General features: G+C 52.3%; 27 protein-coding genes. 25 read left to right on the plus strand and 2 right to left on the minus strand.

Going from position 1 to position 25,254, the window contains the following annotated elements; translation table 11 throughout:
- Nucleotides 1–7: 7 nt before the first annotated feature.
- The 25 genes from fliH (at nucleotide 8) to CX650_RS13530 (ending at nucleotide 22,958) form a co-directional block, all read left to right on the plus strand.
- Nucleotides 8–982: a flagellar assembly protein FliH gene (gene fliH / locus CX650_RS13410; protein ID WP_101096082.1), complete on the plus strand. Its 975-nt coding sequence runs from the start codon at nucleotides 8–10 to the stop codon at nucleotides 980–982.
- Nucleotides 951–2,291, plus strand: a complete 1,341-nt coding sequence (gene fliI / locus CX650_RS13415; protein WP_028779131.1) for a flagellar protein export ATPase FliI — start codon at nucleotides 951–953, stop codon at nucleotides 2,289–2,291. Before fliH ends, fliI begins: the two co-directional genes overlap by 32 nt.
- A gap of 124 nt (nucleotides 2,292–2,415) precedes the next feature.
- Nucleotides 2,416–2,865, plus strand: coding sequence for a flagellar export protein FliJ (fliJ, locus tag CX650_RS13420; protein WP_039035641.1), 450 nt, complete (start codon nucleotides 2,416–2,418; stop codon nucleotides 2,863–2,865).
- A gap of 148 nt (nucleotides 2,866–3,013) precedes the next feature.
- Complete coding sequence (locus tag CX650_RS13425) at nucleotides 3,014–4,546, plus strand: flagellar hook-length control protein FliK (protein ID WP_101096083.1); 1,533 nt, start codon at nucleotides 3,014–3,016, stop codon at nucleotides 4,544–4,546.
- Nucleotides 4,547–4,612: 66 nt separating this feature from the next.
- Nucleotides 4,613–5,137, plus strand: coding sequence for a flagellar basal body-associated protein FliL (gene fliL, locus CX650_RS13430; RefSeq protein ID WP_039035642.1), 525 nt, complete (start codon nucleotides 4,613–4,615; stop codon nucleotides 5,135–5,137).
- Nucleotides 5,138–5,163: 26 nt separating this feature from the next.
- Nucleotides 5,164–6,192: a flagellar motor switch protein FliM gene (fliM, locus tag CX650_RS13435; RefSeq protein ID WP_039035643.1), complete on the plus strand. Its 1,029-nt coding sequence runs from the start codon at nucleotides 5,164–5,166 to the stop codon at nucleotides 6,190–6,192.
- 11 nt (nucleotides 6,193–6,203) lie between these two features.
- Complete coding sequence (gene fliN, locus CX650_RS13440) at nucleotides 6,204–6,584, plus strand: flagellar motor switch protein FliN (RefSeq protein ID WP_039035644.1); 381 nt, start codon at nucleotides 6,204–6,206, stop codon at nucleotides 6,582–6,584.
- Nucleotides 6,585–6,594: 10 nt separating this feature from the next.
- Nucleotides 6,595–6,951, plus strand: a complete 357-nt coding sequence (fliO, locus tag CX650_RS13445) for a flagellar biosynthetic protein FliO (protein ID WP_101056072.1) — start codon at nucleotides 6,595–6,597, stop codon at nucleotides 6,949–6,951.
- Nucleotides 6,948–7,694, plus strand: a complete 747-nt coding sequence (gene fliP / locus CX650_RS13450; RefSeq protein WP_101056073.1) for a flagellar type III secretion system pore protein FliP — start codon at nucleotides 6,948–6,950, stop codon at nucleotides 7,692–7,694. Before fliO ends, fliP begins: the two co-directional genes overlap by 4 nt.
- 9 nt (nucleotides 7,695–7,703) lie before the next feature.
- On the plus strand, nucleotides 7,704–7,973 hold the full coding sequence (gene fliQ / locus CX650_RS13455) for a flagellar biosynthesis protein FliQ (protein ID WP_039035647.1): 270 nt from the start codon (nucleotides 7,704–7,706) through the stop codon (nucleotides 7,971–7,973).
- Between the two features lie 3 nt (nucleotides 7,974–7,976).
- The gene (gene fliR, locus CX650_RS13460; RefSeq protein WP_101096084.1) at nucleotides 7,977–8,774 is read left to right on the plus strand and encodes a flagellar biosynthetic protein FliR; all 798 of its coding nucleotides are present in this window, start codon (nucleotides 7,977–7,979) and stop codon (nucleotides 8,772–8,774) included.
- Nucleotides 8,774–9,910: a flagellar biosynthesis protein FlhB gene (flhB, locus tag CX650_RS13465; protein ID WP_101096085.1), complete on the plus strand. Its 1,137-nt coding sequence runs from the start codon at nucleotides 8,774–8,776 to the stop codon at nucleotides 9,908–9,910. The genes fliR and flhB overlap by 1 nt, the downstream gene beginning before the upstream one ends.
- Before the next feature lie 62 nt (nucleotides 9,911–9,972).
- On the plus strand, nucleotides 9,973–12,078 hold the full coding sequence (flhA, locus tag CX650_RS13470) for a flagellar biosynthesis protein FlhA (RefSeq protein ID WP_039035650.1): 2,106 nt from the start codon (nucleotides 9,973–9,975) through the stop codon (nucleotides 12,076–12,078).
- Between the two features lie 6 nt (nucleotides 12,079–12,084).
- Nucleotides 12,085–13,461: a flagellar biosynthesis GTPase FlhF gene (gene flhF, locus CX650_RS13475; RefSeq protein WP_039035651.1), complete on the plus strand. Its 1,377-nt coding sequence runs from the start codon at nucleotides 12,085–12,087 to the stop codon at nucleotides 13,459–13,461.
- Between the two features lie 4 nt (nucleotides 13,462–13,465).
- Nucleotides 13,466–14,347, plus strand: a complete 882-nt coding sequence (locus CX650_RS13480) for a MinD/ParA family protein (RefSeq protein WP_039035673.1) — start codon at nucleotides 13,466–13,468, stop codon at nucleotides 14,345–14,347.
- Nucleotides 14,340–15,059, plus strand: coding sequence for an RNA polymerase sigma factor FliA (locus CX650_RS13485; RefSeq protein ID WP_101096086.1), 720 nt, complete (start codon nucleotides 14,340–14,342; stop codon nucleotides 15,057–15,059). The genes CX650_RS13480 and CX650_RS13485 overlap by 8 nt, the downstream gene beginning before the upstream one ends.
- A 47-nt stretch (nucleotides 15,060–15,106) precedes the next feature.
- A complete protein-coding gene (gene cheY, locus CX650_RS13490) occupies nucleotides 15,107–15,490 on the plus strand; it encodes a chemotaxis response regulator CheY (RefSeq protein WP_025011074.1) in 384 nt (127 codons plus the stop codon).
- Between the two features lie 13 nt (nucleotides 15,491–15,503).
- The gene (locus CX650_RS13495) at nucleotides 15,504–16,241 is read left to right on the plus strand and encodes a protein phosphatase CheZ (protein ID WP_039035653.1); all 738 of its coding nucleotides are present in this window, start codon (nucleotides 15,504–15,506) and stop codon (nucleotides 16,239–16,241) included.
- Nucleotides 16,242–16,256: 15 nt separating this feature from the next.
- Nucleotides 16,257–18,578 (plus strand): chemotaxis protein CheA, encoded by a 2,322-nt coding sequence (locus CX650_RS13500; protein WP_101096087.1) that lies wholly within the window; start codon nucleotides 16,257–16,259, stop codon nucleotides 18,576–18,578.
- A 20-nt stretch (nucleotides 18,579–18,598) separates the two neighbouring features.
- On the plus strand, nucleotides 18,599–19,747 hold the full coding sequence (locus CX650_RS13505; protein ID WP_039035655.1) for a protein-glutamate methylesterase/protein-glutamine glutaminase: 1,149 nt from the start codon (nucleotides 18,599–18,601) through the stop codon (nucleotides 19,745–19,747).
- Nucleotides 19,740–20,225 carry a membrane anchored protein in chemotaxis locus gene (locus CX650_RS13510; protein WP_101096088.1) on the plus strand — a complete coding sequence of 162 codons (486 nt, stop codon included), beginning with the start codon at nucleotides 19,740–19,742 and terminating at the stop codon, nucleotides 20,223–20,225. The genes CX650_RS13505 and CX650_RS13510 overlap by 8 nt, the downstream gene beginning before the upstream one ends.
- Before the next feature lie 76 nt (nucleotides 20,226–20,301).
- Nucleotides 20,302–21,093 carry a ParA family protein gene (locus CX650_RS13515; protein ID WP_101056081.1) on the plus strand — a complete coding sequence of 264 codons (792 nt, stop codon included), beginning with the start codon at nucleotides 20,302–20,304 and terminating at the stop codon, nucleotides 21,091–21,093.
- Nucleotides 21,077–22,012: a chemotaxis protein CheW gene (locus CX650_RS13520; protein ID WP_101096089.1), complete on the plus strand. Its 936-nt coding sequence runs from the start codon at nucleotides 21,077–21,079 to the stop codon at nucleotides 22,010–22,012. The genes CX650_RS13515 and CX650_RS13520 overlap by 17 nt, the downstream gene beginning before the upstream one ends.
- 7 nt (nucleotides 22,013–22,019) lie before the next feature.
- On the plus strand, nucleotides 22,020–22,514 hold the full coding sequence (locus CX650_RS13525) for a chemotaxis protein CheW (protein ID WP_101056083.1): 495 nt from the start codon (nucleotides 22,020–22,022) through the stop codon (nucleotides 22,512–22,514).
- Between the two features lie 33 nt (nucleotides 22,515–22,547).
- Nucleotides 22,548–22,958, plus strand: a complete 411-nt coding sequence (locus CX650_RS13530; RefSeq protein WP_101096111.1) for a DUF2802 domain-containing protein — start codon at nucleotides 22,548–22,550, stop codon at nucleotides 22,956–22,958.
- Between the two features lie 130 nt (nucleotides 22,959–23,088).
- Here CX650_RS13530 and CX650_RS13535 read toward each other — a convergent pair whose 3' ends face one another.
- Nucleotides 23,089–23,412 (minus strand): EscU/YscU/HrcU family type III secretion system export apparatus switch protein, encoded by a 324-nt coding sequence (locus CX650_RS13535; RefSeq protein ID WP_101096090.1) that lies wholly within the window; start codon nucleotides 23,410–23,412, stop codon nucleotides 23,089–23,091.
- Nucleotides 23,413–23,421: 9 nt separating this feature from the next.
- On the minus strand, nucleotides 23,422–25,134 hold the full coding sequence (locus tag CX650_RS13540; RefSeq protein ID WP_157823029.1) for a hypothetical protein: 1,713 nt from the start codon (nucleotides 25,132–25,134) through the stop codon (nucleotides 23,422–23,424).
- Nucleotides 25,135–25,254 lie beyond the last annotated feature (120 nt).

A 25,254-nucleotide genomic window follows, 5' to 3' on the forward strand; every position in this document is an offset into this window, starting at 1 on the left:
AGTTTGAATGACTGACAAAAAGGTGTCCCACAACATTTTGCCGCCGGATGAAGCAGACGAGTTTGTTCATTGGCAGTTGCCCGATGTGGGTGACGCCATGCCGCTTAAGCCGAGTAATCTGTTTGGCTATAAGCCTGGACGCATAGAGCCCAAGGCCGCCGAAGAGGCTGTATCACCACCGACTTTGGCTGAAATCGAATCTATCCGCGAGCAAGCCGAGCAGGAAGGTTTTGCCGAAGGCAAGGAACAAGGGCTGGCCAAAGGCCTGGAGGAAGGCCGTCTTCAGGGCTTGGAACAGGGCCACAGTGAAGGTTTTGCCCAGGGGCTTGAGCAAGGCCGGGAAGAAGGCTTGCAACAGGCCGCCGCCATGATAGAGCGTTTCGACGCTTTGCTCGCTCAGTTCGAGGCGCCGCTGGCGCTGCTGGATACCCAGATAGAAGAATCTTTGCTGACCTTGGTCGGCACTTTGGCGCGCAATCTTATTGCCCATGAGCTGAAGACCCACCCGGAACATATACTGGCGGCGCTCAGGCAAGGGATAGATGCCCTGCCTCTCAAAGAGCAGAAAGTGAATCTGCGCCTGCATCCCGAAGATATGGCTTTGGTCAGCGAGCTCTACGGTGAAGAACAACTGGCACGTAACCGCTGGACACTGGAAGCCGATCCCGGCCTCAACCGGGGCGATTGTGTGGTGGACAGCCAACGCTCGCAAGTGGATATGCGTCTGGAAACCCGTTTGGACGGGGTGTTTGCCAATCTTGAAGCCGAACAATCCATGTTGGCGAAAAGGGCTGCTCAGCAACAGGCCGCAATAGACGATAGGCAAAGCCCGCCTATACCGGACAGCGAGCAGGGGCAAACGCTTGCAGATGAACAAACAGCCGTTGTGAGCGACAAGGCCGAGACCGCAAGTCAAGAGGGCGAACAGCCCAGCGAAGGAGACGCTCATGATGCAGCAGCGCCGAAGCCAACTGCTGAGTGAACTCAAACACTTGGCCGAAAAGCAAGCGCCGTTTCAAGCGGTTGCCAGCGGCCAGTTGGTGCGGGTGGTTGGCCTGACGCTGGAAGCCAGTGGTTGCCGGGCGCCGGTCGGTAGTCTCTGCGCTATAGATACCATGGCGGGTAAGCTTATTGCCGAGGTGATAGGTTTTGACGATGAGCTATTGTATCTGATGCCGGTGGAAGAACTCAGGGGCGTGCTGCCCGGAGCCAAAGTGATGCCGCTCGGTGAGCAAACCGGGCTCAGCGTTGGTTTGAGTCTTCTTGGTCGGGTGCTGGACGGTAACGGCCAGCCGCTCGATGGTATGGGCGCCCTGCACACAGACGAACAAGCCTCGCGCCACAGCCCGGCAATCAACCCCTTGGCCAGACGGGCGATTACCGAACCGCTTGATGTAGGCGTCAGAGCCATCAATGCCATGCTTACCGTGGGCAAGGGCCAACGTATGGGGCTCTTTGCCGGCTCCGGCGTGGGTAAGAGTGTGCTTCTTGGCATGATGACCCGCGGCACCACGGCCGACATTATTGTGGTTGGCCTGGTGGGGGAGCGTGGCCGGGAAGTAAAAGAGTTTATCGAAGAGATCCTGGGCGCAGAGGGACGGGCCCGCTCTGTGGTCATAGCTGCTCCGGCAGATACCTCTCCCTTGATGCGCCTTCGCGCCTGCGAAACCTCGACTCGGATAGCCGAGTATTTTCGCGATCTCGGCTATGATGTTCTGCTGTTGATGGATAGCCTGACCCGTTATGCCCAGGCGCAGCGGGAAATCGCTCTGGCGGTCGGTGAGCCGCCGGCAACCAAAGGCTATCCGCCTTCGGTATTTGCCAAGTTGCCCCGTTTGGTGGAGCGCGCCGGTAATGGCGGTGAAGGGCAGGGCTCGATCACTGCCTTCTATACTGTGCTTACCGAAGGGGATGATCAGCAAGATCCCATTGCCGATGCCTCGCGGGCCATTTTGGACGGTCACATAGTGCTGTCGCGGGCCTTGGCCGACTCAGGACATTATCCGGCGATAGACATTGAAGCTTCCATCAGCCGGGTGGCACCTATGGTGATAAGTGAGGCGCACCTCGAAGCGATGCGGCGCGTCAAGCAGGTGTATTCGCTCTACCAGCAAAACCGGGATCTGATCTCTATCGGTGCCTATTCCCAAGGCTCGGATCCGCGTATCGACAACGCCATACGCCTGCAACCCGCCATGAACGCCTTTTTGCGGCAGGGGATGCGCGATGCTATTAGTTTCAGTGATTGCCAGCAGATGTTGGGGCAGCTTGCAGCCCAATGTAAGGTGTAATATCACTCTGTGCATGGGTTTTGGGGCTCGACAAAAAAGTGCTGAGAATAGGGTAGCCAGAGCCTGATTGAGAGAGTCGGGTTAAGGCCCGCAAGGCAGGCAATTTTAAGGAATAGTAATACAGATGGCGAAACCCGATCCTTTGCACACAGTGTTGAAACTGGCGGTCGAAGCCGAAGAGCAGGCGGCACTGCAGCTTAAAGCCGCGCAAATGGAATGCCAGAGGCGTAAGTCTCAGTTGCAGGCGCTGCAGGAATACCGTCTCGACTATATGAAGCAACTCGATGCCCAGCAGGGGCAGAGCATTGGCGCCTCCTATTACCAGCAGTTTCATCGATTTGTGCGTCAGGTAGATGATGCCATAGGGCAACAACTCGCCGTGGTTGCCGAGGCAGATAAGCAGCGGGGCTATCGGCAGCAACATTGGCTGGAGAAGCAGCAAAAGCGTAAGGCGGTGGAGATGTTGCTGGAGAAAAAAGCCCTGCAGGCCGAAGCCAAAGCCGCCAAACAGGAGCAGAAACTCATCGATGAGTTTGCTTCCCAGCAGTTTTTTCGTCGCAAGCTGAACCACTGAGCTTCCACAGACTTTCATTCCCGGACAATTCCTTAAGAATCCATTCTATATTTTTTGTTGGCGTGAATTTTGCTTTATTTGAGACAGAGACATTAATTCTGACTCGGCCTATCTTTATCTATTGAGGGCCTAGGTGCTGGAGGAAGGCATGCAGCAGTTATCCAATATCCTGATCGGCAATGCGGGCGGCAAGGGAGTTTCCGCCACAGATGCACTACAATCTACTGATAACGAAGCTTTTTTCGCCGCTTACCAACAGGCGCAGACTAAATTTTCATTCGACTCACAAAGCGTTAAGCCGACATTTCCCGGCGGCAGTCTTGATAGTGAAAACCTCCATGCTGAACAGGCCGTTGATGTCTCGCTCATTTTGGGGCAGATAGCCATGGGCAAGAACTTGCCGTCTGAAGACGGCACTATGGTCACCGCTATGGCCACCGAAGTCGATGAGCAAAGTCTGCTAACACAGATTGCCGCTCTCACCGGGCTCAAGGAAGATGAGATCAAGGCCATGTCTCCCGAAGAGCAGATGAAGCTCTTGGAAAACCTTAAACAGAGTGGTGTCGAGCTTGGCATGGTAGTGACAGATAGTCTGGAAGGCGCAGAACTGATTACCGCTGACGAAGGCGACGAGAGTGAACAAGACAGTGCCAAACTGGCCGATACTGATCAGGAAGCGGCAAGCAAAGGCGATAGCAAAGCAGAGGATGAAACTATAGATGCTCCTTTGCTGGCTCTTGATAAGACGGTTATGGCAGATAAGGCCAAGTCTCAGCAAGGCGAGCAACAAATGGGCTGGGCGGATGCTGATAAGTCAGCGCGTAAGGCGGCGACTCAGGATGGTATGGCAGCTGTGGTTCGTGAAGCTGTGCTCAATGCCACAGAGGAAAAGAGTGACAAGATCTTGGCGCAAAGCGTAATTGCCGATAATGCCAAGACAGATACTGCCGGCAAGTTGGGTGCTGCGGTGACCGCGGCGGCAACGGCTGTTGGCGCTGACGGCAAGAGTGACAAAGCTGTCGCCAAGGATGTTCTCGCCAGCTTAGTCAAGGCTGAGGTGAAAGGTACTCAGACTGCTGCCGAGGTGCGAAGCCCTGTGAGTGACGCCATACATCAGGCGCTCAAGGGTGATGCGGCATCAACCCAGACAGATATCAGCCCATTCCAGCAACAGCTGCATCAACAAGGATTACAGCCTCCCCAGCGGGGAGAGATGGCCCAATATCAACTGTCGTTGAGGCAGGGGATGGAGCAATCACTGCAAACCGCCGATATGGTGCAACGCTTTGCCCCCGTGATGCGGCAACAGTTGATCACCATGGTCAGTAATGGTGTGCAACAGGCTGAAATTCGTCTCGACCCACCTGAGCTTGGAGCCATGATGGTCAGGGTTCAGGTGCATGGCGATCAGACCCAAGTGCAGTTCCATGTCACCCAACCGCAAACCCGGGATATGCTGGAACAGGCTATGCCCAGATTGAGAGAAATGTTGCAGGAGCAGGGAATGAACCTGGCCGATAGCCATATTTCCCAAGGTGGTCGTGAGCAAGGCGAGCAGCAAGGTGGCAATGGCGGTGGTTTTGCCCAGGAGAGCACCAACGGTGAAATTTCCGTCGAAGAAACGGTACAAAGCACAAATCACACAACAAGTTATGGCTCGGGTATAGATTATTACGCCTGAGCAGGTAACCTATAGGGATGGCATTTTTCCGCGGGCAGTGCGGTTGATTAAGGGATAGGAAAGAGGATGGCAGAGCAAGAAGAGCTTGAGCTGCAAGAGGCGCAGGCGCCTAAAAGTAGAAAGAAACTCTTTATCTTCGGTGGCATAGGTCTGGTGGTGTTGCTGCTGATTGGCGCTGGCTTGTGGTTTTTCCTGGGTGGCTCAGATGATTCTGCGAACGATGCAGCCAAGGGGGAGCAGGGTACCGAAGTCACTCAGGTCAACGACAGCAGGGAAGCCTTCTATGTCGCTATGCCCAGACCATTTCTGTTCAACCTGCCGGGGGCCAACCGTTCCAGGCTGGTGGAGATTAAGGTGCAGCTTATGGTGCGGGGCAGTGATGACGATGTCACTATCAGGAAGCATGTTCCATTGATTGAAGATGCACTGCTGACTACCTTCAGCGGTGCCGATGTCGAAAAGCTCAGCAGCCAGGCGGGTAAGGATGAGCTCAGGCAGTTGGCGCTGCTCAATGTGCAAAACACGCTGCAACCGGTAACAGGCCGAAAAGTGGTTGAGAAAGTGCTGTTTACCGGCTTTGTGATGCAGTAACAGGGACAAGAGGCGAAGGCAATATCGTGAGTGATTTATTAAGCCAAGACGAAATTGATGCGCTGCTGCATGGCGTGGACGACGTCGAAGAAGATGATTCGCAGGAGTCGACTCTTGAAGCTCAGTCCTATGACTTTTCTTCACAGGATCGTATCGTCCGTGGCCGGATGCCGACCCTGGAAATTGTCAACGAGCGCTTTGCCCGTCACCTGCGGATCAGCATGTTCAACATGATGCGCCGGGCCGCCGAAGTCTCCATTAACGGCGTACAGATGCTCAAGTTTGGTGAATATGTGCACACTCTGTTTGTGCCAACCAGCTTGAATATGGTGCGCTTTAGTCCGCTCAAGGGCACGGCACTGATCACCATGGAAGCCAGATTGGTGTTCATTCTGGTGGACAACTTCTTCGGTGGTGATGGCCGTTTCCACGCCAAGATTGAAGGACGGGAGTTCACCCCGACAGAGCGGCGCATAGTGCAACTGCTGTTGAAGATTATTTTTGAAGATTACAAAGATGCCTGGGCGCCTGTGATGGATGTCGAATTCGACTATCTGGACTCAGAGGTTAACCCGGCGATGGCCAATATCGTTAGCCCGACCGAAGTGGTGGTGGTGAACTCTTTTCATATTGAGGTAGACGGTGGTGGTGGCGATTTCCACATCACCATGCCTTATTCTATGATCGAGCCAATCCGGGAGTTGCTGGATGCCGGGGTTCAAAGCGATAAGCAAGATACCGATATGCGCTGGTCTCAAGCGCTGAAAGACGAGATCATGGATGTCGAAGTGGGGCTGGATGCGCGCTTGCTTGAAAAAGAGATGACCTTAAGAGAAGTGATGGAATTTAAGGCCGGTGATGTGATCCCGGTTGAGTTGCCTGAGCATATAGTGATGAAGATTGAAGACTTGCCTACTTACAGATGTAAGTTGGGGAGAGTCAAGGAAAACCTGGCGCTAAAGATCTGCGACAAGATCCCGCGTCCGGAAACGGTCAAGACCGAACTGCAGCTGGTAACCCGCAAAGGGAAATCCAAGGATATCTCGGAAATATAAGGTGAGAGAGAATGAGTACTGAAGAGATGGACGATTGGGCGGCCGCCATGGCTGAGCAGGCTGAAGAGGAGGCCAAAGCGGTTGATTTGGATGAGCTGAAGAATGATGCCAAACCCTTGTCGGAAGAGGAAGCCGCCAAACTGGATACCATTTTGGATATTCCCGTGACTATCTCCATGGAGGTGGGACGCAGTTTTATCAGTATCCGCAATCTGTTGCAGCTTAACCAAGGCTCGGTAGTGGAACTGGATAGAGTCGCCGGTGAACCTCTGGATGTGATGGTCAACGGCACCTTGATTGCTCACGGTGAAGTGGTCGTGGTTAACGACAAGTTCGGTATCCGTTTGACGGATGTGATAAGCCAGACAGAACGCATTAAGAAACTTAAATAAGCCGGTGGCCATGACTCAAACAACGACCCAGGCGGCAACCGCCTTGACTCACGACGGCGGCAATAGCCTGGCGACTATGGCCAGCATGATGGGTGGGCTTATCCTGGTACTGGCGCTGATTTTTGTGCTGGCTTATCTGGTTAAACGCCTTAATCTGGTGCCGGGCAGCCAATCGGCTATCAAGACCCTGGCGGTTACCCCGCTGGGGCAAAAAGAAAGGTTGGTGTTGGTGGAGTTGGACGGTCAACAGTACCTGCTGGGAGTTACCGCGGCGCAAGTTTCCCTGGTGGATAAGCTGGAGCGGCCGGTGACTATAGACAACGAGAGCTTCGCCGCCAAGCTCAGACAAGCCAGGGTGAAACCATGATGAAATATTGGCCACTCCTGCTACTTCCCCTGATATTATTGCCAGGCTTTGCCCAAGCTCAGGATGCGCTGTTTCCTGCGGTAACCGTGACGACCGGGCCGGATGGTTCGACCCAGTATTCGGTGACCATGCAGATCTTACTGCTGATGACCGCCATGAGCTTTCTGCCGGCTATGGTGATCATGCTGACCTCTTTCACCCGAATCATAGTCGTCTTGTCTATCTTGCGGCAGGCGATAGGGCTGCAGCAGACTCCCTCCAACCAGGTTCTTATTGGTATGAGCCTGTTTATGACCTTCTTTATCATGGCGCCAGTGTTTGACCGTATCTATGATGACGCAGTGCAGCCTTACATGAATGACAGCATGACCTTGCAGCAGGCATTCGATGCCGGACAATCGCCGCTTAAAAAGTTTATGTTGTCGCAGACCCGCACCACAGATCTCAACTCCTTTATTGAGATCTCAGGTTATCAGAATATCAACAATCCTGAAGATGCTCCCATGACTGTGGTGATCCCGGCCTTTATCACCAGTGAACTCAAGACCGCATTCCAGATAGGCTTTATGCTGTTCGTGCCATTTCTGGTACTGGATTTGGTGGTGGCCAGTATCCTGATGGCCATGGGTATGATGATGTTGTCCCCCATGATTGTTTCCTTGCCGTTTAAAATTATGCTGTTTGTACTGGTCGATGGCTGGACCCTGGTGATGGGTACGCTCGCCGGCAGCTTCGGTTTATAGGAGGCATAAATGACTCCCGAGGCACTGATCGACATTTTTCGCGAAGCCCTGGCGGTGATTGTGTTGATGGTTTCGGCCATAGTGGTGCCCGGGTTAGTTATAGGTTTGATTGTGGCCGTGTTTCAGGCGGCAACCTCTATTAACGAACAGACACTGAGTTTTCTGCCCAGACTCTTGATGACTCTGTTCGCACTTATGTTTCTCGGCCATTGGCTGGTACGTACCATGATGGAGTTTTTTATCGAGATGGTTCACAGGATCCCGCAAGTGGTGGGTTGAACCATGGAGATATTGTTCGACAGCATTCAACAAACCCTGGCCGCCTACCTTTGGCCCCTGTTTCGGGTGGCCAGCATGTTGATGGTGATGGCGGTTTTCGGTGCCAATACCACGCCTGCCAGAGTCCGTTTGTTGCTTTCGCTGGCCCTGACTGTGGCGATAGCCCCCGTCCTGCCGCCCATGCCCGGGGTGGAGCTTTTCTCTCTGGCGGCGGTATTTATTACTGCTCAGCAAATTCTTATCGGCACTGCCATGGGGTTTGTCACCTTGCTCATTATGCAAACCTTTGTACTGACCGGGCAGATAATAGGTATGCAAACCAGTTTAGGCTTTGCTTCCATGGTGGATCCCAGCTCAGGGCAGCAGACACCTGTGATAGGTAACTTCTTTTTGCTGCTCACCACCATGATCTTCCTGGCGGTCGATGGTCACCTGGTGATGATACGTATGTTGGTGGCAAGCTTTGAAACCTTGCCGGTATCCAATGAAGGGATAAAAATCGCCAACTATCGTACCCTGGCCGAGTGGGGCAGCTATATGTTTGGTGCCGCCTTGACCATGTCTATCTCGGCCATTGTGGCTTTACTTACCGTTAACCTTTCTTTCGGGGTAATGACCCGGGCGGCGCCACAATTGAACATCTTTGCCATAGGTTTTCCCGTCACCATGATAGGCGGGCTGATTATTCTGTGGCTGACGCTGGGGCCTGTAATGGCTCACTTCGATGAGGTTTGGCATGCGGCGCAGCTGTTGCTGTGTGACATGCTGGAGCTGACCTGTAATCTGGATGGAGTGCCCTGATGGCAGAAAACGAAGATGGGCAGGAAAAAACCGAGGAGGCAACCTCCAGGCGCTTGCAACAGGCCAGAGAGAAAGGGCAGGTTGCAAGGTCAAAAGAGTTAGGTACCTCGGCGGTATTATTGGCCGCAGCTATGGGTTTTGCCATGTTGGGGCCAAGTCTGGCTGCTAGTCTGGCCTCGGTCATGAGCCGTCTCTTCTCCATGGAGCGGGATCAGATATTCGATACCAACAGCATGTTCAATGTCTGGGGTATAGTTGCCGCCGAGCTGGGTTGGCCTATGGCCGGTTTTATTCTGTTTCTCGGTTTCGTGGCCTTTGTCGGTAATATTGTCCTCGGTGGTATTAGTTTCTCGGCTCAGGCATTTATGCCCAAGGGCAGCAAGATGAACCCCTTGAACGGTTTTAAACGTATGTTTGGGGTACAGGCGCTGGTGGAGTTGGCCAAGGGGATTGCCAAGTTTTCTGTGGTGGCACTATCGGCTTATCTGCTGCTGAGTTTTTATTTCGACGATATCCTGAGGTTGTCGCAGGATCACTTGCCGGGCAATATACGCCATGCACTGGAGCTCTTGGTATGGATCTTTATTTTGCTCTGCGCTTCGACCTTGGTGATAGTGGTGATCGATGTGCCGTTTCAAATTTGGAATCACGCCAAACAGTTGCGGATGACCAAACAGGAAGTCAAGGACGAGTACAAAGACACTGAAGGCAAGCCTGAAGTCAAAGGCCGTATTCGCCAGTTGCAAAGGGAGATGGCCCAGCGGCGGATGATGACCGAAGTGCCCAATGCCGATGTGATAGTGGTTAACCCTGAGCACTTTGCGGTGGCGATAAAATATGATGTCGACAAGTCACCGGCGCCCTTTGTGCTTGCCAAAGGTGTTGACGATGTGGCCTTTAAAATCCGTGAAATTGCCAGGGAGCACCAAGTCGCCATAGTGTCGGCGCCGCCATTGGCGCGGGCGATTTACCATACCACCAAGCTTAATCAACAGATCCCCGAAGGTCTTTTCACCGCTGTGGCCCAAGTGCTCGCCTATGTGTTCCAGCTCAGGCAATACCAAAAAGGCAAGGGCACACGGCCCAAACCCATTCCTCTCAATCAACCCATTCCGGATGAATACAAGCAGTATTGAGGTGAACTTGGCGTGAAACTTGCTGAACTCAGCCCAAGTGTCAAACTTCAGGCTAATAGTGAATGGATGTTAAAGCGACGCTCGGGCAACTGAGGCAAGTAAAACCGGCAAACTTCAAGGGCGTAGGCACGCCGCTTCTGGTGCTGGCGACATTGGCCATGATAGTTTTGCCTATGCCGGCCTTTCTGCTGGATATCCTGTTTTCCTTCAATATCGCTTTGGCGCTGGTGGTGCTCTTGGTGGCTGTTTATACCCAAAGGCCGCTGGATTTTGCCGCTTTCCCGACCGTTTTGCTGGTTGCCACTTTGCTCAGACTGGCGCTTAACGTCGCCTCTACCCGGGTGGTGTTGCTTGAAGGTCACAATGGTGGTGATGCCGCCGGTAAAGTGATTGAAGCCTTCGGCTCGGTGGTGATCGGCGGTAACTATGCCGTGGGTCTAGTGGTGTTCCTCATTCTGATTATCATCAACTTTGCCGTGGTGACCAAAGGTGCAGGGCGTATCTCTGAGGTAAGTGCTCGCTTTACCTTGGATGCCATGCCGGGTAAACAGATGGCGATTGATGCTGACCTCAATGCTGGGATCCTTAACCAGGAGCAGGCCAGGGTGCGCCGCGAAGAGGTGACCCGCGAGGCTGACTTCTACGGCTCTATGGATGGTGCCTCCAAGTTTGTTAAAGGGGACGCGATTGCCGGTATTTTGATCTTGGTGATCAATATTCTCGGTGGTTTCATCATAGGTATAGTCCAGCACGGGTTGAGTTTTTCCCAAGCGGTAGAGATTTACACCCTGCTGACCATAGGTGACGGCTTGGTAGCGCAGATCCCCGGGCTGCTGTTGTCGATAGCTGCGGCGCTGATGGTGACCCGCCAGAATGAGTCCGGCGATATGGGACAGCAGGTCGTACAGCAGATGTTCGACAATCCCAAATCTTTGATGATCGCTTCGGCAGTGCTCTTTGTGATGGGAATAGTACCCGGCATGCCACATCTGGCATTTTTAACCTTTGCAGTACTGACCTCTGTGGGCGCTTTCTTTATCTATAAGCGCAATGAAAAGAACAAACAACAGGCGCTGGAACTGGCCAAGAAAGGGCCGACCGAGAAAAGCCTTAGCGAACCCAAAGAGCTTAGCTGGGACGATGTGCGTCATGTTGACACCATAGGCTTGGAGGTAGGTTATCGCCTTATTCCTTTGGTGGATAAAGGTCAGGGCGGCGAGCTTCTTGGCCGTATCAAAGGGGTTCGCAAGAAGTTGTCTCAGGAGCTGGGATTCCTGGTGCCGGCGGTGCATATCCGCGACAACCTGGACCTTTCCCCAAATGCCTATCGTATCTCCTTGATGGGGGTGGCCAGTGGTGAAGCCGAAGTGCGTCACGATTGCGAATTGGCAATCAACCCGGGCCAGGTATTCGGTAAGCTTGATGGCATAGAAACCAAAGATCCCGCCTTTGGCCTGGATGCGGTTTGGATTGCACCCGAGCTCAGAGAGCACGCCCAAACACTGGGGTACACGGTTGTGGATGCCGCCACGGTAGTCGCTACCCATCTCAGCCAACTTTTGACCAACAACGCTTCCAAACTGCTGGGCTACGAAGAAGTGCAACAGTTGCTGGATATGCTGGCCAAGCATTCGCCCAAATTGGTCGATGGTTTTATTCCCGATGTGATGACCTTGGGTAATGTGGTTAAAGTGATGCAAAACTTGCTTAATGAAGGGGTGTCAATTCGGGATCTGCGTACCATAGTGCAAACTTTGCTTGAGTATGGGCCCAAGAGTAATGATACCGAGGTGTTGACCGCCGCAGTGCGTATTGCCCTCAAGCGTATGATAGTGCAGGAGATAGCCGGTCCTGAGCCGGAAATCCCCGTCATAACTTTGGCGCCAGAATTGGAACAGATGTTGCATCAGTCAATGCAGGCGACAGGGGGCGAAGGTCCGAATATCGAGCCGGGACTGGCAGAGCGTATGCAACAGTCACTGGCAGGCGCAGCCCAGAAGCAGGAAATGGTCGGTCAGCCCGCCATATTGCTGACATCCGGCATGCTGCGTTCAACCTTGTCTCGTTTTGTTAAGCACACTATTCCCAATCTGCGGGTGATCTCTTATCAGGAGATCCCAGACGAGAAACAGATACGTATAGTGGCAGCCGTTGGCCAACAGGGGTAACCGAGAGTGAAGATTAAACGTTTTTTTGCCAAAGATATGCGCGCAGCCCTGGCTCAGGTGAAAGAGACTCTGGGCGCAGATGCCGTGATCATGTCCAATAAAAAGGTTACCGGCGGCATTGAAATAGTGGCAGCGGTTGATTATGACGACCCCAAGCCAGCAGCGGCACCAACTGCATCGCCTTTTATGGAATTGGGGGAGGATAAAGTCTCCCTCGGCGCTGGGCATGTACAGGCTAACAGAAAAGCCAAACCAGAGCCTGTGGCCGACTCATTGCAGGCTTTACTTGAGCGGCAACAGAGCCGTTTGAATGAACAGCTCGGACAGCAAAGTAACGTCAAGGAACTGGAGATGCCGGCTTGGGCCCAAGGGCTCACTGAAGAGCATAAACCAGCCCCACAGCTGCGGGAAAAAACACCTGAGCGGGCAAGTAAGGGCAATAGCGCCAAGCAACAACAAGAGATGGAGGCCATGCGTGAAGAGTTGGCTTCTCTGCGCGGCTTGTTGACTCATCAGCTGTCCAGTTTGATGGCGGATCAGCGTAGCCGCACCGATCCTGTCGGTGCCATGCTGGAACGTAAATTACTGGAAGCCGAATTCTCCCCTGAAGTTGCCGAGCGTCTGGCATCGCTGAGTCAGCACTATCAAAGTGCTGAGCTTGGGCATGCCTTGCCGCAAAGTCTGGCAAACCTGCTTGATAATCAGGGTGATGATTTAATGCGTCAGGGCGGTATTGTCGCGCTGGTCGGCCCTACAGGAGTCGGTAAAACCACGACATTGGCTAAATTGGCGGCCCGTTTTATTGCCCATCATGGCCCGGATTCCGTATTGTTGGTTACCATGGACCATTATCGCATCGGAGCCTTTGAGCAATTGGCAACTTATGGCAAAATAATGGGATGTCCGGTGAAGCAGGCTCATGACCTCAATGAGTTGGAGCAGATACTGTATCAGTTCCGCAGCCGGAAGCTGGTTTTGATAGATACCGCTGGTATGGGGCAAAGGGATATGCGCTTGTACCAACAACTGGATAACCTTGCCGCCAATACCCGTTTGCCTATTCGTAGCTATCTGGTGCTCTCGGCGACCGGCCAACGTCGGGTGCTTGAAGAGGCGGTAAGTCATTTCCAGCGAATTGATCTCGCAGGGGCGGTTTTAACTAAACTTGATGAGTCCGTCTCTTTGGGTGCCGCGTTGAGCGTGTTGATCCAAAGTGGATTATCATTAAGTTATATTACTGATGGTCAAAGGGTTCCTGAGGATATGCAGGTCGCTGATACCCTGACCTTGGCCAAGCAGGCATTGGCCATATTGAACAAGACTGAAGCAAGTCATTTTAATAATAAAGCCAGGTCAGAAGAGATGACCTATGCATTTGAGTAAAGCTATGACCCGGGACCAAGCGAGCGGTTTACGAATGATGAATCAACCAAATAACGAAAAAGTAAAAGTAATTGCCGTGACCGGAGGCAAGGGGGGCGTGGGTAAAACCAGTGTCTCCATCAACACCGCGGTTGCTCTGGCAGAAAAAGGCAAACGTGTCCTGGTTTTGGATGCTGACTTAGGGTTGGCTAATGTGGATGTGATGCTCGGCTTACGCGCCGAACGCAATTTGTCCCATGTGCTATCGGGAGAGTCGGAGCTTGATGATATTATCGTTCGAGGCCCAAAAGGAATAGGTATTATTCCCGCCACCTCGGGGACTCAGGCCATGGTCGAACTGACTGCGGCTCAGCACGCCGGGCTTATCCGCGCCTTCAGTGAAATGAAAACCCAGTTTGATATCTTGGTAGTCGATACGGCTGCCGGGATATCGGATATGGTACTCAGCTTCTCCCGTGCATCACAGGATGTACTTGTGGTTGTCTGTGATGAACCCACCTCTATTACCGATGCTTATGCGCTGATTAAGATCCTCAGTCGTGAGCATGGTGTGTTCCGCTTCAAAATTGTCGCAAATATGGTACGGAGTTTGCGGGAAGGGATGGAGTTATTTGCTAAGCTCAGTAAAGTAACTGACAGATTTTTGGATGTGGCACTTGAACTTGTGGCAACCATTCCGTTTGATGAGAACCTGCGCAAGTCGGTGCGGAAACAGAAATTGATAGTGGAAGCCTATCCCAAGTCTCCGGCCAGTATTGCTTATCATGGACTGGCAAACAAGATTATGAGCTGGCCTATACCTCAGCAACCTGGGGGGCATCTCGAGTTTTTTGTTGAGCGCTTGGTTCAAAGGACAGATTACCGAGAGGATGGTACGAGTGAATAAAGCGGCTGCATACGCAGGTTTAAACGATAAGACACAGATCGTTGAGCATTATGCACCGCTGGTAAAACGAATAGCCCATCATCTGCTTGCCCGTCTGCCTGCATCGGTTCAACTCGATGACCTGCTGCAGGCCGGCATGATGGGATTGCTGGAAGCTTCATCCAAGTTTGATGGCAGCAAAGGCGCCAAGTTTGAGACCTTTGCCGGGATCCGCATTCGTGGCGCCATGATAGATGAGATACGCCGTGGCGACTGGGTTCCACGCTCGGTTCATCGCAATAACCGGCGAGTCGCTCAGGTGATGGATGAGCTCGAACAGGAGTTGGGGCGGGATGCCCGTGATAGTGAAATTGCCGAGCGATTGGAGATGTCGTTGGATGAATACCATCATATTCTCAATGATGTTTCCACCGGTAAAATCATAGGAATAGAAGATTTGGGGGTAGCGCCCGATGTGTTGATGTCGGAAGATATGCCGGCAGATGACACTTTTGAGGGCCTGGCTCAAAGCCAATTCCAATCAGCCTTAACCAATGCCATTAAGCGCTTGCCAGAGCGCGATGCCTTGGTTTTGTCGCTGTATTATGACGAAGCACTGAATTTAAAAGAGATTGGTGTCATTCTTGAGGTAAGTGAGTCCCGGGTGAGCCAGATCCATAGTCAGGCCATGCTGAGGCTGAAAGCCAAACTCAAGCACTGGACACAAGCGTAATTAATGATTGAGCAACTTATAAGTATGTCAGCTCACCGGAGGAAACCTTGGACAAGAATATGAAGATTCTCATCGTTGACGACTTTTCAACGATGAGACGGATCATTAAGAACTTGTTGCGAGACCTGGGGTTCAATAACACCCAGGAAGCAGACGATGGTTCAACAGCTCTGCCTATGCTGCAAAAGGGCGACTTTGACTTCGTCGTGACCGACTGGAACATGCCTGGGATGCAGGGAATCGACCTGCTCAAGGCGATTCGTGCCGACGAGCATCTCAAACATATCCCTGTGTTAATGGTAACTGCCGAAGCCAAACGTGAACAAATTATTGCGGCGGCTCAGGCCGGCGTGAATGGTTATGTTGTTAAGCCTTTTACCGCGGCTACGTTGAAAGAGAAATTGGATAAGATTTTCGAACGGCTCGGTTGAGTGGGGTGATGCAATGAAAGCAGAGACATCCGGGCTGGTGACTTTGGAGCAGGCACAGGAATTGGTTGCCCTGCTCAGTCAGGGAGAGCAGGATAAGGCCGACGAATTGCTGCGGGAACTGGCGGCTCCCCTGCAAAGGGATCTGTTCGAAGAAGTCGGTAAGCTGACCCGCCAGTTGCACAACGCCTTAGTGGATTTTCAGGTAGATAGCCGCCTTATTGAGCTTGCCAACACTGATATCCCAGACGCCAAAGAACGCCTTACCTATGTCATTGATATGACAGAGCAAGCAGCCAACAAAACTATGGACGCAGTCGAAGAATGCTTGCCTTTGTCGGATGCTCTGAGTACCAATCTGCAAAATGTCAAACCCGCCTGGGATAAGCTGATGCGCCGTGATTTGGCCTTGCATGAGTTCAAGGGCCTGTGTCATGACGTACAACACTTTATGCAACAGAGTGAAGCCGATGCTTGTCGGCTGCGGGAATTACTGAATCAGATACTGATGGCTCAGGATTTTCAGGATTTGACCGGACAGATGATCCGTCGGGTCATAGAGCTGGTGCGGGAAGTGGAAAACAGCTTGGTTTCGTTGCTGACAGTGTTCGGTGAGCAGCCGCTGGATGATCTCTGCGGCGCTGAGGATAAGAGCATAGAGGCAGAAGGCCCCATACTGAACGCAGAGCAACGCGAAGACGTGGTGAATGGTCAGGATGAAGTCGATGATCTGCTCTCAAGTCTGGGTTTCTAATTAGGAGTCAATTTAATGGCCTTTGATGTTGATGAAGAGATACTCCAGGATTTTTTGATTGAAGCTGGCGAGATCCTTGAGCTGTTGCAAGAGCAGCTGGTATCTCTGGAAAACAATCCGGAAGATACAGATTTGCTCAACGCCATCTTCAGGGGATTTCACACGGTCAAAGGCGGTGCAGGATTCCTCGGGTTAGGGCCCATGGTGGATGTCTGTCACGAGGCAGAAAACACCTTCGATTTATTGCGTACCGGTAAGCGCAGTGTCAACTCCGAGTTGATGGATATCATACTGCAAGCGTTGGACACGATTAACACCATGTTCAACCAAACCCAATCCGGCCAGGAGCAGGAAGCTGCAGATGAAGTGTTATTGGCAAAACTCAAGCTGCTTAGCTCAGGTGCGCCTTTACCTTCAGAACAGGCTCAGGCTGAAACGCCTGCCGCAGTAGAAACCGGCGATGAGAGTGTTGATGAGTTGTTTGATGGCATGCTTGATAGTGCCGCGGTGGAGCTGTTTGAGGAGCCAACTTCACAGACTCCCGAGACATCGACTCAAGGCAGCGCAGCCAGTATAGATGAAATTGATGAAGCCGAGTTTGAAGCCTTGCTGGATGCCTTGCATGGTTCAGGCAAGGGCCCTTCTGCCGGCAGTGCTCCGGCTTTGGGTAGTGACGCCCTCAAGTCCAGCGACAGCGCTCCTGTAAGTTCCTCTTCAGATGACATCACAGACGATGAATTTGAGCGACTGCTCGATGAATTGCATGGTAAGGGGCAGTTTGCCGCGGCGCCTGCAGCCAACAGTGCTGTTGTTGAGGAAGCCGCATCTGCCAGTGTCGATGCCGATGAAATTTCCGATGATGAGTTTGAAAAACTGCTCGATGAGTTGCACGGCAAAGGCGCCGGCCCTGGCGCTAACACCAGTGGTTCAGAGCCTGCTGCGGGTAATGCAAGTGCCAAAGCGCCTGCTGCATCTCAAGCATCTGCATCCCAAGTAGCCGCACCCAAAGCACCGGCAGCGAATGCCGCTGCTACGCCGAAGGCGGCTCCAGCTGCTGCCAAAGTCGAGGCACCTAAAGCGGCCGCCAAACCTCAGGCCAAGGCTCCTGCTGTTGCCAAAGACACATCTCCTGCCAAGGCTGCGACCAGTGTGCCTCAGGGGGAAACCACTGTTCGGGTAGATACGGCTCGCCTGGATGAGATCATGAATATGGTCGGTGAGCTGGTATTGGTACGTAACCGCTTGGTCAGCCTCGGGATATCCCGCGAAGATGAAGAGATGTCCAAGGCGCTGGCCAACCTGGATCTGGTGACCTCCGATCTGCAGGGGGCCGTGATGAAGACCCGGATGCAGCCGATTAAGAAAGTATTCGGTCGTTTCCCTCGGGTGGTTCGCGACTTGGCCCGCAGTCTCAATAAAGAGATAGATCTGCGGATGATAGGTGAAGACACGGATCTGGATAAGAACCTGGTCGAAGCCCTTGCCGACCCCCTGGTGCACCTGGTGCGTAACTCAGTGGATCACGGTATTGAAATGCCTGATGTGCGCGAGGCCAATGGTAAGCCCAGAACCGGGGTTATTACTTTGGCGGCCAGTCAGGAAGGTGACCATATCCTGCTTAAAATTGAGGATGACGGCGCCGGTATGGACGCTGCCAAACTCAAAGAGATTGCCATAAGTCGTGGTGTGCTGGATGAAGATAGCGCCGCCCGAATGTCCGATCAGGAAGCCTATAACCTGATTTTCGCCCCCGGCTTCTCGACCAAGGTAGAGATTTCTGATATCTCCGGCCGAGGTGTTGGGATGGATGTCGTCAAGACCCGTATTACTCAGCTTAACGGCTCTGTGCATATCGACTCGGTCAAGGGTAAAGGCACCCGTCTGGAGATCAAGGTACCTTTAACCTTGGCGATTATGCCCACTCTGATGGTGGAAGTTGCCAAGCAGGTGTTTGCCTTGCCGCTTTCCAGCGTGAATGAGATTTTCCATCTGGATCTAACCAAGACCAATATTGTAGATGGGCAATTGACTGTGATCGTTCGGGACAAAGCGGTGCCACTCTTCTATCTCGAACGTTGGCTCAGCCGTAAACCGATGAGCTTCCAGCATGGTGACAAGAAACATGGCCATGTGGTCATAGTTCAGCTTGGCACCATGCAGATAGGTTTTGTGGTAGATGCCCTGATAGGTCAGGAAGAGGTGGTAATTAAACCGCTGGGCTCCATGTTGCACGGTACGCCGGGGATGGCGGGGGCCACTATAACATCGGACGGCGGTATTGCGCTGATCCTCGATGTACCAGGATTATTGAAGCACTACGCCAAGTCCAAGCGTTGAAGTGCTGTATAAGGATTTAAATGACCATTAAAGTTTTGGTTGTCGATGATTCGAGCTTCTTTCGACGACGAGTCAGCGAAATAGTCAATCAGGATCCTGAGCTTGAAGTGATAGGAATGGCCAATAACGGTGCAGAAGCCGTTAAGCTGGCCGCTGAGCTCAAGCCTCAGGTGATCACCATGGATATTGAAATGCCGATAATGGACGGAATAACCGCCGTGCGGCAGATAATGGCCACTCATCCGACACCTATCCTGATGTTCTCTTCTTTAACCCATGATGGCGCCAAGGCAACCCTGGATGCGCTGGACGCAGGGGCTTTGGATTTTCTTCCCAAGCGGTTTGAAGATATTGCCACCAACAAGGATGAAGCGATTCGTTTGCTGCAGCAAAGGGTCAAGGCGTTGGGACGCAGGCGGATATTTCGCCCCATAGTTCGGCCGAACGTAACGCCTACGCCGCTTGGTTCGTCAAACCGGCCCGCAGCGTCAAGCAGTTTGCCGCGCCAGAGCGCCACAGCAGCAAGTATTTCAGCCAATCGTCAATTGCAGAGACGCAGTGCGGGGGCGGCGCCTGCAAGAGCCAGTGGCAAGCAATATAAATTGCTGGTTATAGGCACTTCCACCGGTGGGCCGGTGGCATTACAGCGAATATTGACCCAGTTTCCGGCGGACTATCCGCATCCCATTTTATTGGTACAGCATATGCCGGCAGCTTTTACACCGGCCTTTGCCAGCAGGCTTAATGGTTTGTGTAAGATAGAAGTCAAAGAAGCTGTCAACGGCGACATGCTCAGACCCGGTTGCGCCTATCTCGCGCCCGGCGGCATGCAAATGATGCTGGAGCGTTCAGGGGCTACAGGCCGGATTAAAATTCTCGCCGGCAATGAAGATATGAATTACAAACCCTGCGTCGATATCACTTTTGCGTCAGCTTCCAAGGCTTTTGGCGGTGATGTTTTGGCGGTTATCCTGACGGGCATGGGCGCCGATGGCCGTGAAGGGGCGCGTATGCTTAAAGGTGTTGGTGCTACCATCTGGGCCCAGGATGAAGCTTCCTGTGTTGTTTATGGTATGCCGCAGGCTGTGACAACTGCCGGCATTTCCAGCCAATCCATTTCGCTGGATAATATGGCTGAAGCGATATTGCGAGAGTCGGCTCGTGGCTGATAACGAAACGCGCATACTGGGATACCGGTTGGCGCTGTTTTTATGTTTGGTTGCCCTGTTGGTTGTGGCTGCACTTTACTGGGATTTGCGACAAAAGAACCAGCAACTGAGTGAGGAAGTCACCCAGCTTGAGTCGTCCCAAGTGCTCTTGATGGTGCCGGATGAACAGGCGGCGATTATTGCCGATTGGATGAGCCGTCATCCGCAGCAGACTGCATCCTTATTGGATGTGATTAGACCTAAGGTGGCATCGGGGGCAGAGACGGCAGCGGATGTATCGCCTCAAGTGCAAGCTCCCCGGGCTGCAGCGGCCGCAGAGAACCCTGAAAAAATAACGGTTCAAGGCACTGCTGTAACGCCAGCGCCCCAAGCTGAGACTGAAGGTGCCAGGGTGACGGAGTTGGAAAATGGCGTAAAAGTAATACGTTTACCTCACGGTGGGATCCGGGTCACTACCCGTGAAGAGGGTAATGAGTAGCCGTACAAGACAAGAACGACAATAATAGTGGCTCGTTTCACGAGTTGGCCGACAAGGCGAGAATAAGGGGCGGAAAGTGAAGGTCTGGACCATTGCAAACCAAAAAGGCGGAGTGGGCAAAACCACAACAGTAGCCAGTTTGGCGGGCACGCTGGCCAAGCGTGGTCAGCGGGTTCTGATGATAGACACAGATCCCCATGCTTCGCTGGGTTACTATTTGGGCATAGATTCGGAAGAGGTGCCAGGCTCATTGTATGACCTGTTTCTGGCTCATAAGCAGCTTGATACCTCTTTGGTAAAGCAGCATGCGGTTCCCACCTCGGTTGAGGGAGTCGATCTTTTGGCGGCAACTATGGCGTTGGCCACTTTGGATCGCGCCCTTGGTCACCAGGAAGGCATGGGGCTGGTGCTGCGTAATATTCTCAAGTCGGTTGAGGATGACTATGATGTCGCCTTGGTCGACTGTCCTCCTGTGCTGGGGGTATTGATGGTCAATGCTCTGGCAGCCAGCCAACATATAGTGATCCCGGTTCAGACCGAGTTTTTGGCGATTAAAGGCCTGGATAGAATGATCAAAACTATGGAGCTGATGGGGCGCTCGAAGAAGATCCGCTACAGTTACTCCATAGTGCCAACCATGTATGACAGACGCACCAAGGCTTCGCCCGCAGCTTTGCAGCATCTCGGCGAGGTATACGGCGATACCTTATGGCCGGATGTGATCCCTGTGGATACCAAGTTTCGCGACGCCAGTTTGGCCCACCTGCCGGCGTCCCACTATGCCCCCAACACGCGGGGGGTGAAGGCCTACGAGCGTTTGCTCGATTATCTGCTGGCGGGGGAGTTTAATCATGTCAAAATCGGTTGATGAGACTGTTTTTGATTATTTCAACCTGTTGCTGACTGAGTCTGACCCGGCAGCCCAAACGACACCCACTGGGTTAAGGGATAATACTGCTGCGCCAATAGAGGCTGAGCCCAAGATGACGGTCATTTCCCGGCCTGATACAAGTGCCGAGCAATATCCGGCAGCGCAGAAGACGCCGACACTTGACCGCAATGCGCTGGAGCAGTTGTTGGCGCCGGTGTTTAAAGAGGCGGTTGCTGAGACGAAAGCGGCTGAAGTGGCTACAGAAACGCCGTTGAAAACGGTTAATAAGCTTGAACCGCAGGTGGAAGCTATTGCCGGACAGTTGAATGTTCAAACTGATGCCGCCGTGAGCGAACAGGCTCAGATCCAAGAGCTAACAGAGCCTGAGCGACAGGAAGTGGTGCAATTGGAGACGCAAGTCGGCGCACCGGCAGTGCCTCTAGAACCGCTTAAGGATCAACTGGAAGACGAGTTTCAAGTATTGTTCTTTAAAGTGGCGGGACTGACATTGGCGGTGCCGCTGATAAGTCTGGGCGGTATCGTCAGAATAGAGCGTATTAATCATATTTTTGGACGCCCAAGCTGGTTTATGGGGGTTCAGGGCTACCGGGATTCACAACTGAATATCGTTGATACCTGTGCCTGGGTTATGCCGGAAAAATATGATGATAAACTGGCTCAATCCGTAAATTATCAATATCTTGTAGTATTAGAGAACAGTAATTGGGGTTTGGCTTGTGAGTCTTTGGTCAATGCGGTCAAAATTGACAAGTCGCAGGTCAACTGGCGAGGCAGTCAAGGTAAACGCCCCTGGTTGGCCGGAGTAGTGAAAGAACAAATGTGTGGCATTTTACATGTGCAGGCATTGATTGAAATGCTCAATGCCGGGTTAGGTTGTCAGGATCCGATAGACTGAGGTAAATATGACTGATTCAAGAAATGTAGCAGCGGTATCTGCAAGCAAGGACGATGCCGTTCTCCAGTGGGTAACCTTCAGGCTGGATAACGAAACCTATGGCATCAACGTGATGCAGGTTCAGGAAGTATTGCGTTATACCGAAATTGCCCCGGTTCCGGGGGCTCCTCACTATGTATTGGGGATCATCAATCTGCGCGGTAATGTGGTGACTGTTATTGATACCCGCTCGCGTTTTGGCTTACCTTCCTCAGAAGTGGACGACTCTACCCGAATCGTAATTATCGAAGCGGAAAAGCAGGTGATAGGTATCTTGGTCGACAGTGTGGCTGAGGTGGTTTATCTGCGCCGTTCTGAAATCGATAACGCGCCGAATGTGGGTACCGAAGAGAGTGCCAAGTTTATTCAGGGCGTCAGCAACCGTGGTGATGAGCTATTGATCTTGGTCGACTTGGACAAGCTGCTTTCAGATGATGAATGGGCCGAGTTGGCACAGATCTGATAGGCCTTGGTGGAAAAGGAGTTTTAACCCATGATGGGCGATGGTTTCTTGATCGCTGCGCTGGTATATGTCATTGCCTGTCTCGGACTGGTGCTGTACCTGCAAAAACAAAGCAACAAGCTCAGGAACAAGGTTGAGGCGTTAACTGTCCTGGTCAAGGAAAGCGACCGACAAAGAGAGTCCTTCAAGCGGGAGCTGCAGGAGCTGCGTAGCGGTACCATAGGCGTTGGCCGTCGGGTGTTGGAGCTTGAAAAACGTCTCGCGCAGCAAAATGCTCGTCTGGATGAGTCAATGCAGCAGGACCCTCAGGCCAAGCTATACAGCCGGGCAATGAAAATGGTGCAACTGGGAGCCGGTGTCGATGAGCTGATCCGTGAGTGTGAGCTACCCAAAGCGGAAGCTGAACTCTTAATTCGCTTGCATGGCAAGACAGCCCGGGCCTGATAATCAACCAAATAAAAAGAGCGCATCTTGGATGCGCTCTTTTTATTTCTATCGTAATGAAAACGAATGAATCCCCTTCAAGGTGTTGCAGCTTTCAAGGTAACCCTTTGGCTGTGTTAGCTCTCTTTCTTTAGGCCTTGTCGACAATTCTTTGATGCAGGTTATTCCACTGCTCGGGAAACTTGCCATCCAGCATATAGACAAAAGCGATCAGCTCAGCGATCAGTTGATAGAGTTCCTTGGGGATCTCTTGTCCCAACTCCAGCATTTGCAGAAAATCACTTAAGTAAGGGTCTTGATGAATATGAATACCCGCCTCTTTTGCCAAAGCGATAATCTCTTCAGCCAGCAGATCTTGCCCTTTGGCGGTGATTTTGGGCGCAGTTTTGCCATCATAACTCAGGGCCACCGCCTGACGAGGTTTGTTTGGCTTGTCGTTTGAATCTTCGGGCATGGTCTTTCCTCAGGCCTTCAGTTGTACCAGGTAATGATCGCCGGGCAACAGGGACGCGGGTACAGGGGCAACATGGGCGTTCAATTCATTGGGAGTGAGTCCTAACTGAAGCAACTTTTGCGACAGTGGTTGCAGGAAATTACTGACTCTATTGATCAGGGTTTGGGTGCTGCCGATAAACTGCAGGTCGACCTTGGTATCCTTCACTTGCGCTTTAATGAGCAAGGAGCCCATTCCCAGGTTAAACTTGAGCTGCAACTGCCAGGCTTTGTCTTTGTCCGTGTCCTGATCCGACTCTTGATGCTCGAACTTGCCTTCCAGTTGCTCATTTCTTTGGTTGAGATAGTAGGGCAGCATAAAATACCAGCATTGACCGCCGTTATCTGTATTGGCCTGTTGATAGAGTGCTACCGCTTGAGACATTTGTTGTAGGGCGTCCAGTGTACCTTGCTTTTCCAGCGAGGCCAGTTGGTAATTTTGCAGACCGGATTGACTTTGCAACCCTTCTAAATATTGCTTCAAACGCTGAGGTACACTGAGGTTTTGATTGCCGGCCCTGATGCCAAGCAACAGCTGAAACAAGGTGGTAATGGCACCGGCTTGTGTCAGCGTTTGCGACGGTGCTTGTTGGTGGGTTAGTTGTAATCCAGTGAGGCCCAGTAGTTCAGCTCTCAGCAAAGAGGGCTCGGTCAGTTCACTCAGGGGGACAGGCGATAATGCCGGTAGCTGCTTGAGTAGCTCTGTCGCCTGGTTGTATTTGACTTCAAGAGCCATCGCCTCGGCCCTCGGCATGGCTCCGGCTTTGTTAAAGGCGCGCTGAAGAAAGTTGAGTTCGGGCGTTTTCGGCGCCTCTGGTGTTACTTTATCGGATCTTGTCCTAGTCGTTGGCTTTTCCGTTGGGGCGGTTGGTTTTTCTGCTGTAGTCGTCCTTGCCAACTGTTGTAAAGCCTGAAGTGAAGCTTTGTCTGTCCTTGGTAAAACAGCCGCTCTTGACTCAACCAAGCTAATTTTATCAAGTGTTTGCTGTGTCAAAGGTAATGCAGCTGTCGATACCTTACTGCCAGGCGCCGTTATTGAATTGGTTTTGGAGTCAATACTCGCTCGGGTCTCTGAGTTTATTTGCGGCGCTTGAGCTTTGGGTTGTTGTTCCAGAAGTTTGATTAACCTGGCATAGGTTTGGGCGAGTTCCGGCTTGGTTATCAGACGCTCATTTGCCACATCGGTCGTTGTTGTTGACAAAGCAGGGGCCGGCGATAGTTTCACATCCAGTCTTGCGTTAATAGGGCTTAATTCCAGCTGCAGTCCTTGATTGTTGCTGATGACCTTGGCGACATATTCTCCTGCCGGTAGTTGTAACTGCGCCGGAAAGGCTATGCTGGTACCGTTGGCAAAGCGCATATCAGCCTGAGAAACAGTTAACATGGGTAGCGGGTAGCCTTGTGGTCTGGCTGCCAACTGTTGCAGTACGGTTTGGCTGATGCCATTTTTGGCTGCCAGCTGCATCAGTGCATCCGGCAGCTTTATCTGTACTTCATTCGCCAGCCACAGCAATTGCACCGGCCTGCCTTGAATAATCTCCCCTAAGGGACGGGTCAGCTCCAGCAGGGCAGTATTGGACTGATATATAAGTGCTTTAGCTTGTGTGTTGGCCTGAGGTTCGACGAACTGCAATTGGTACTGAGTATTTTGCAACTCTAATCTGAGCTCGCTACCTAAATCCACTACAGTTACCGGTAACAGCGGAATAGACACGTTTGTTTGAGAGGAAGGCCCTGGCCCTGAAGGCGGGATTGTACCTTTGATTGGATCCATTGTTGCAAACCCCACTCCTCTAGTTGATTT

It is taken from the genome of Shewanella indica (assembly GCF_002836975.1).
Taxonomy (GTDB): Bacteria; Pseudomonadota; Gammaproteobacteria; order Enterobacterales; family Shewanellaceae; genus Shewanella; species Shewanella indica.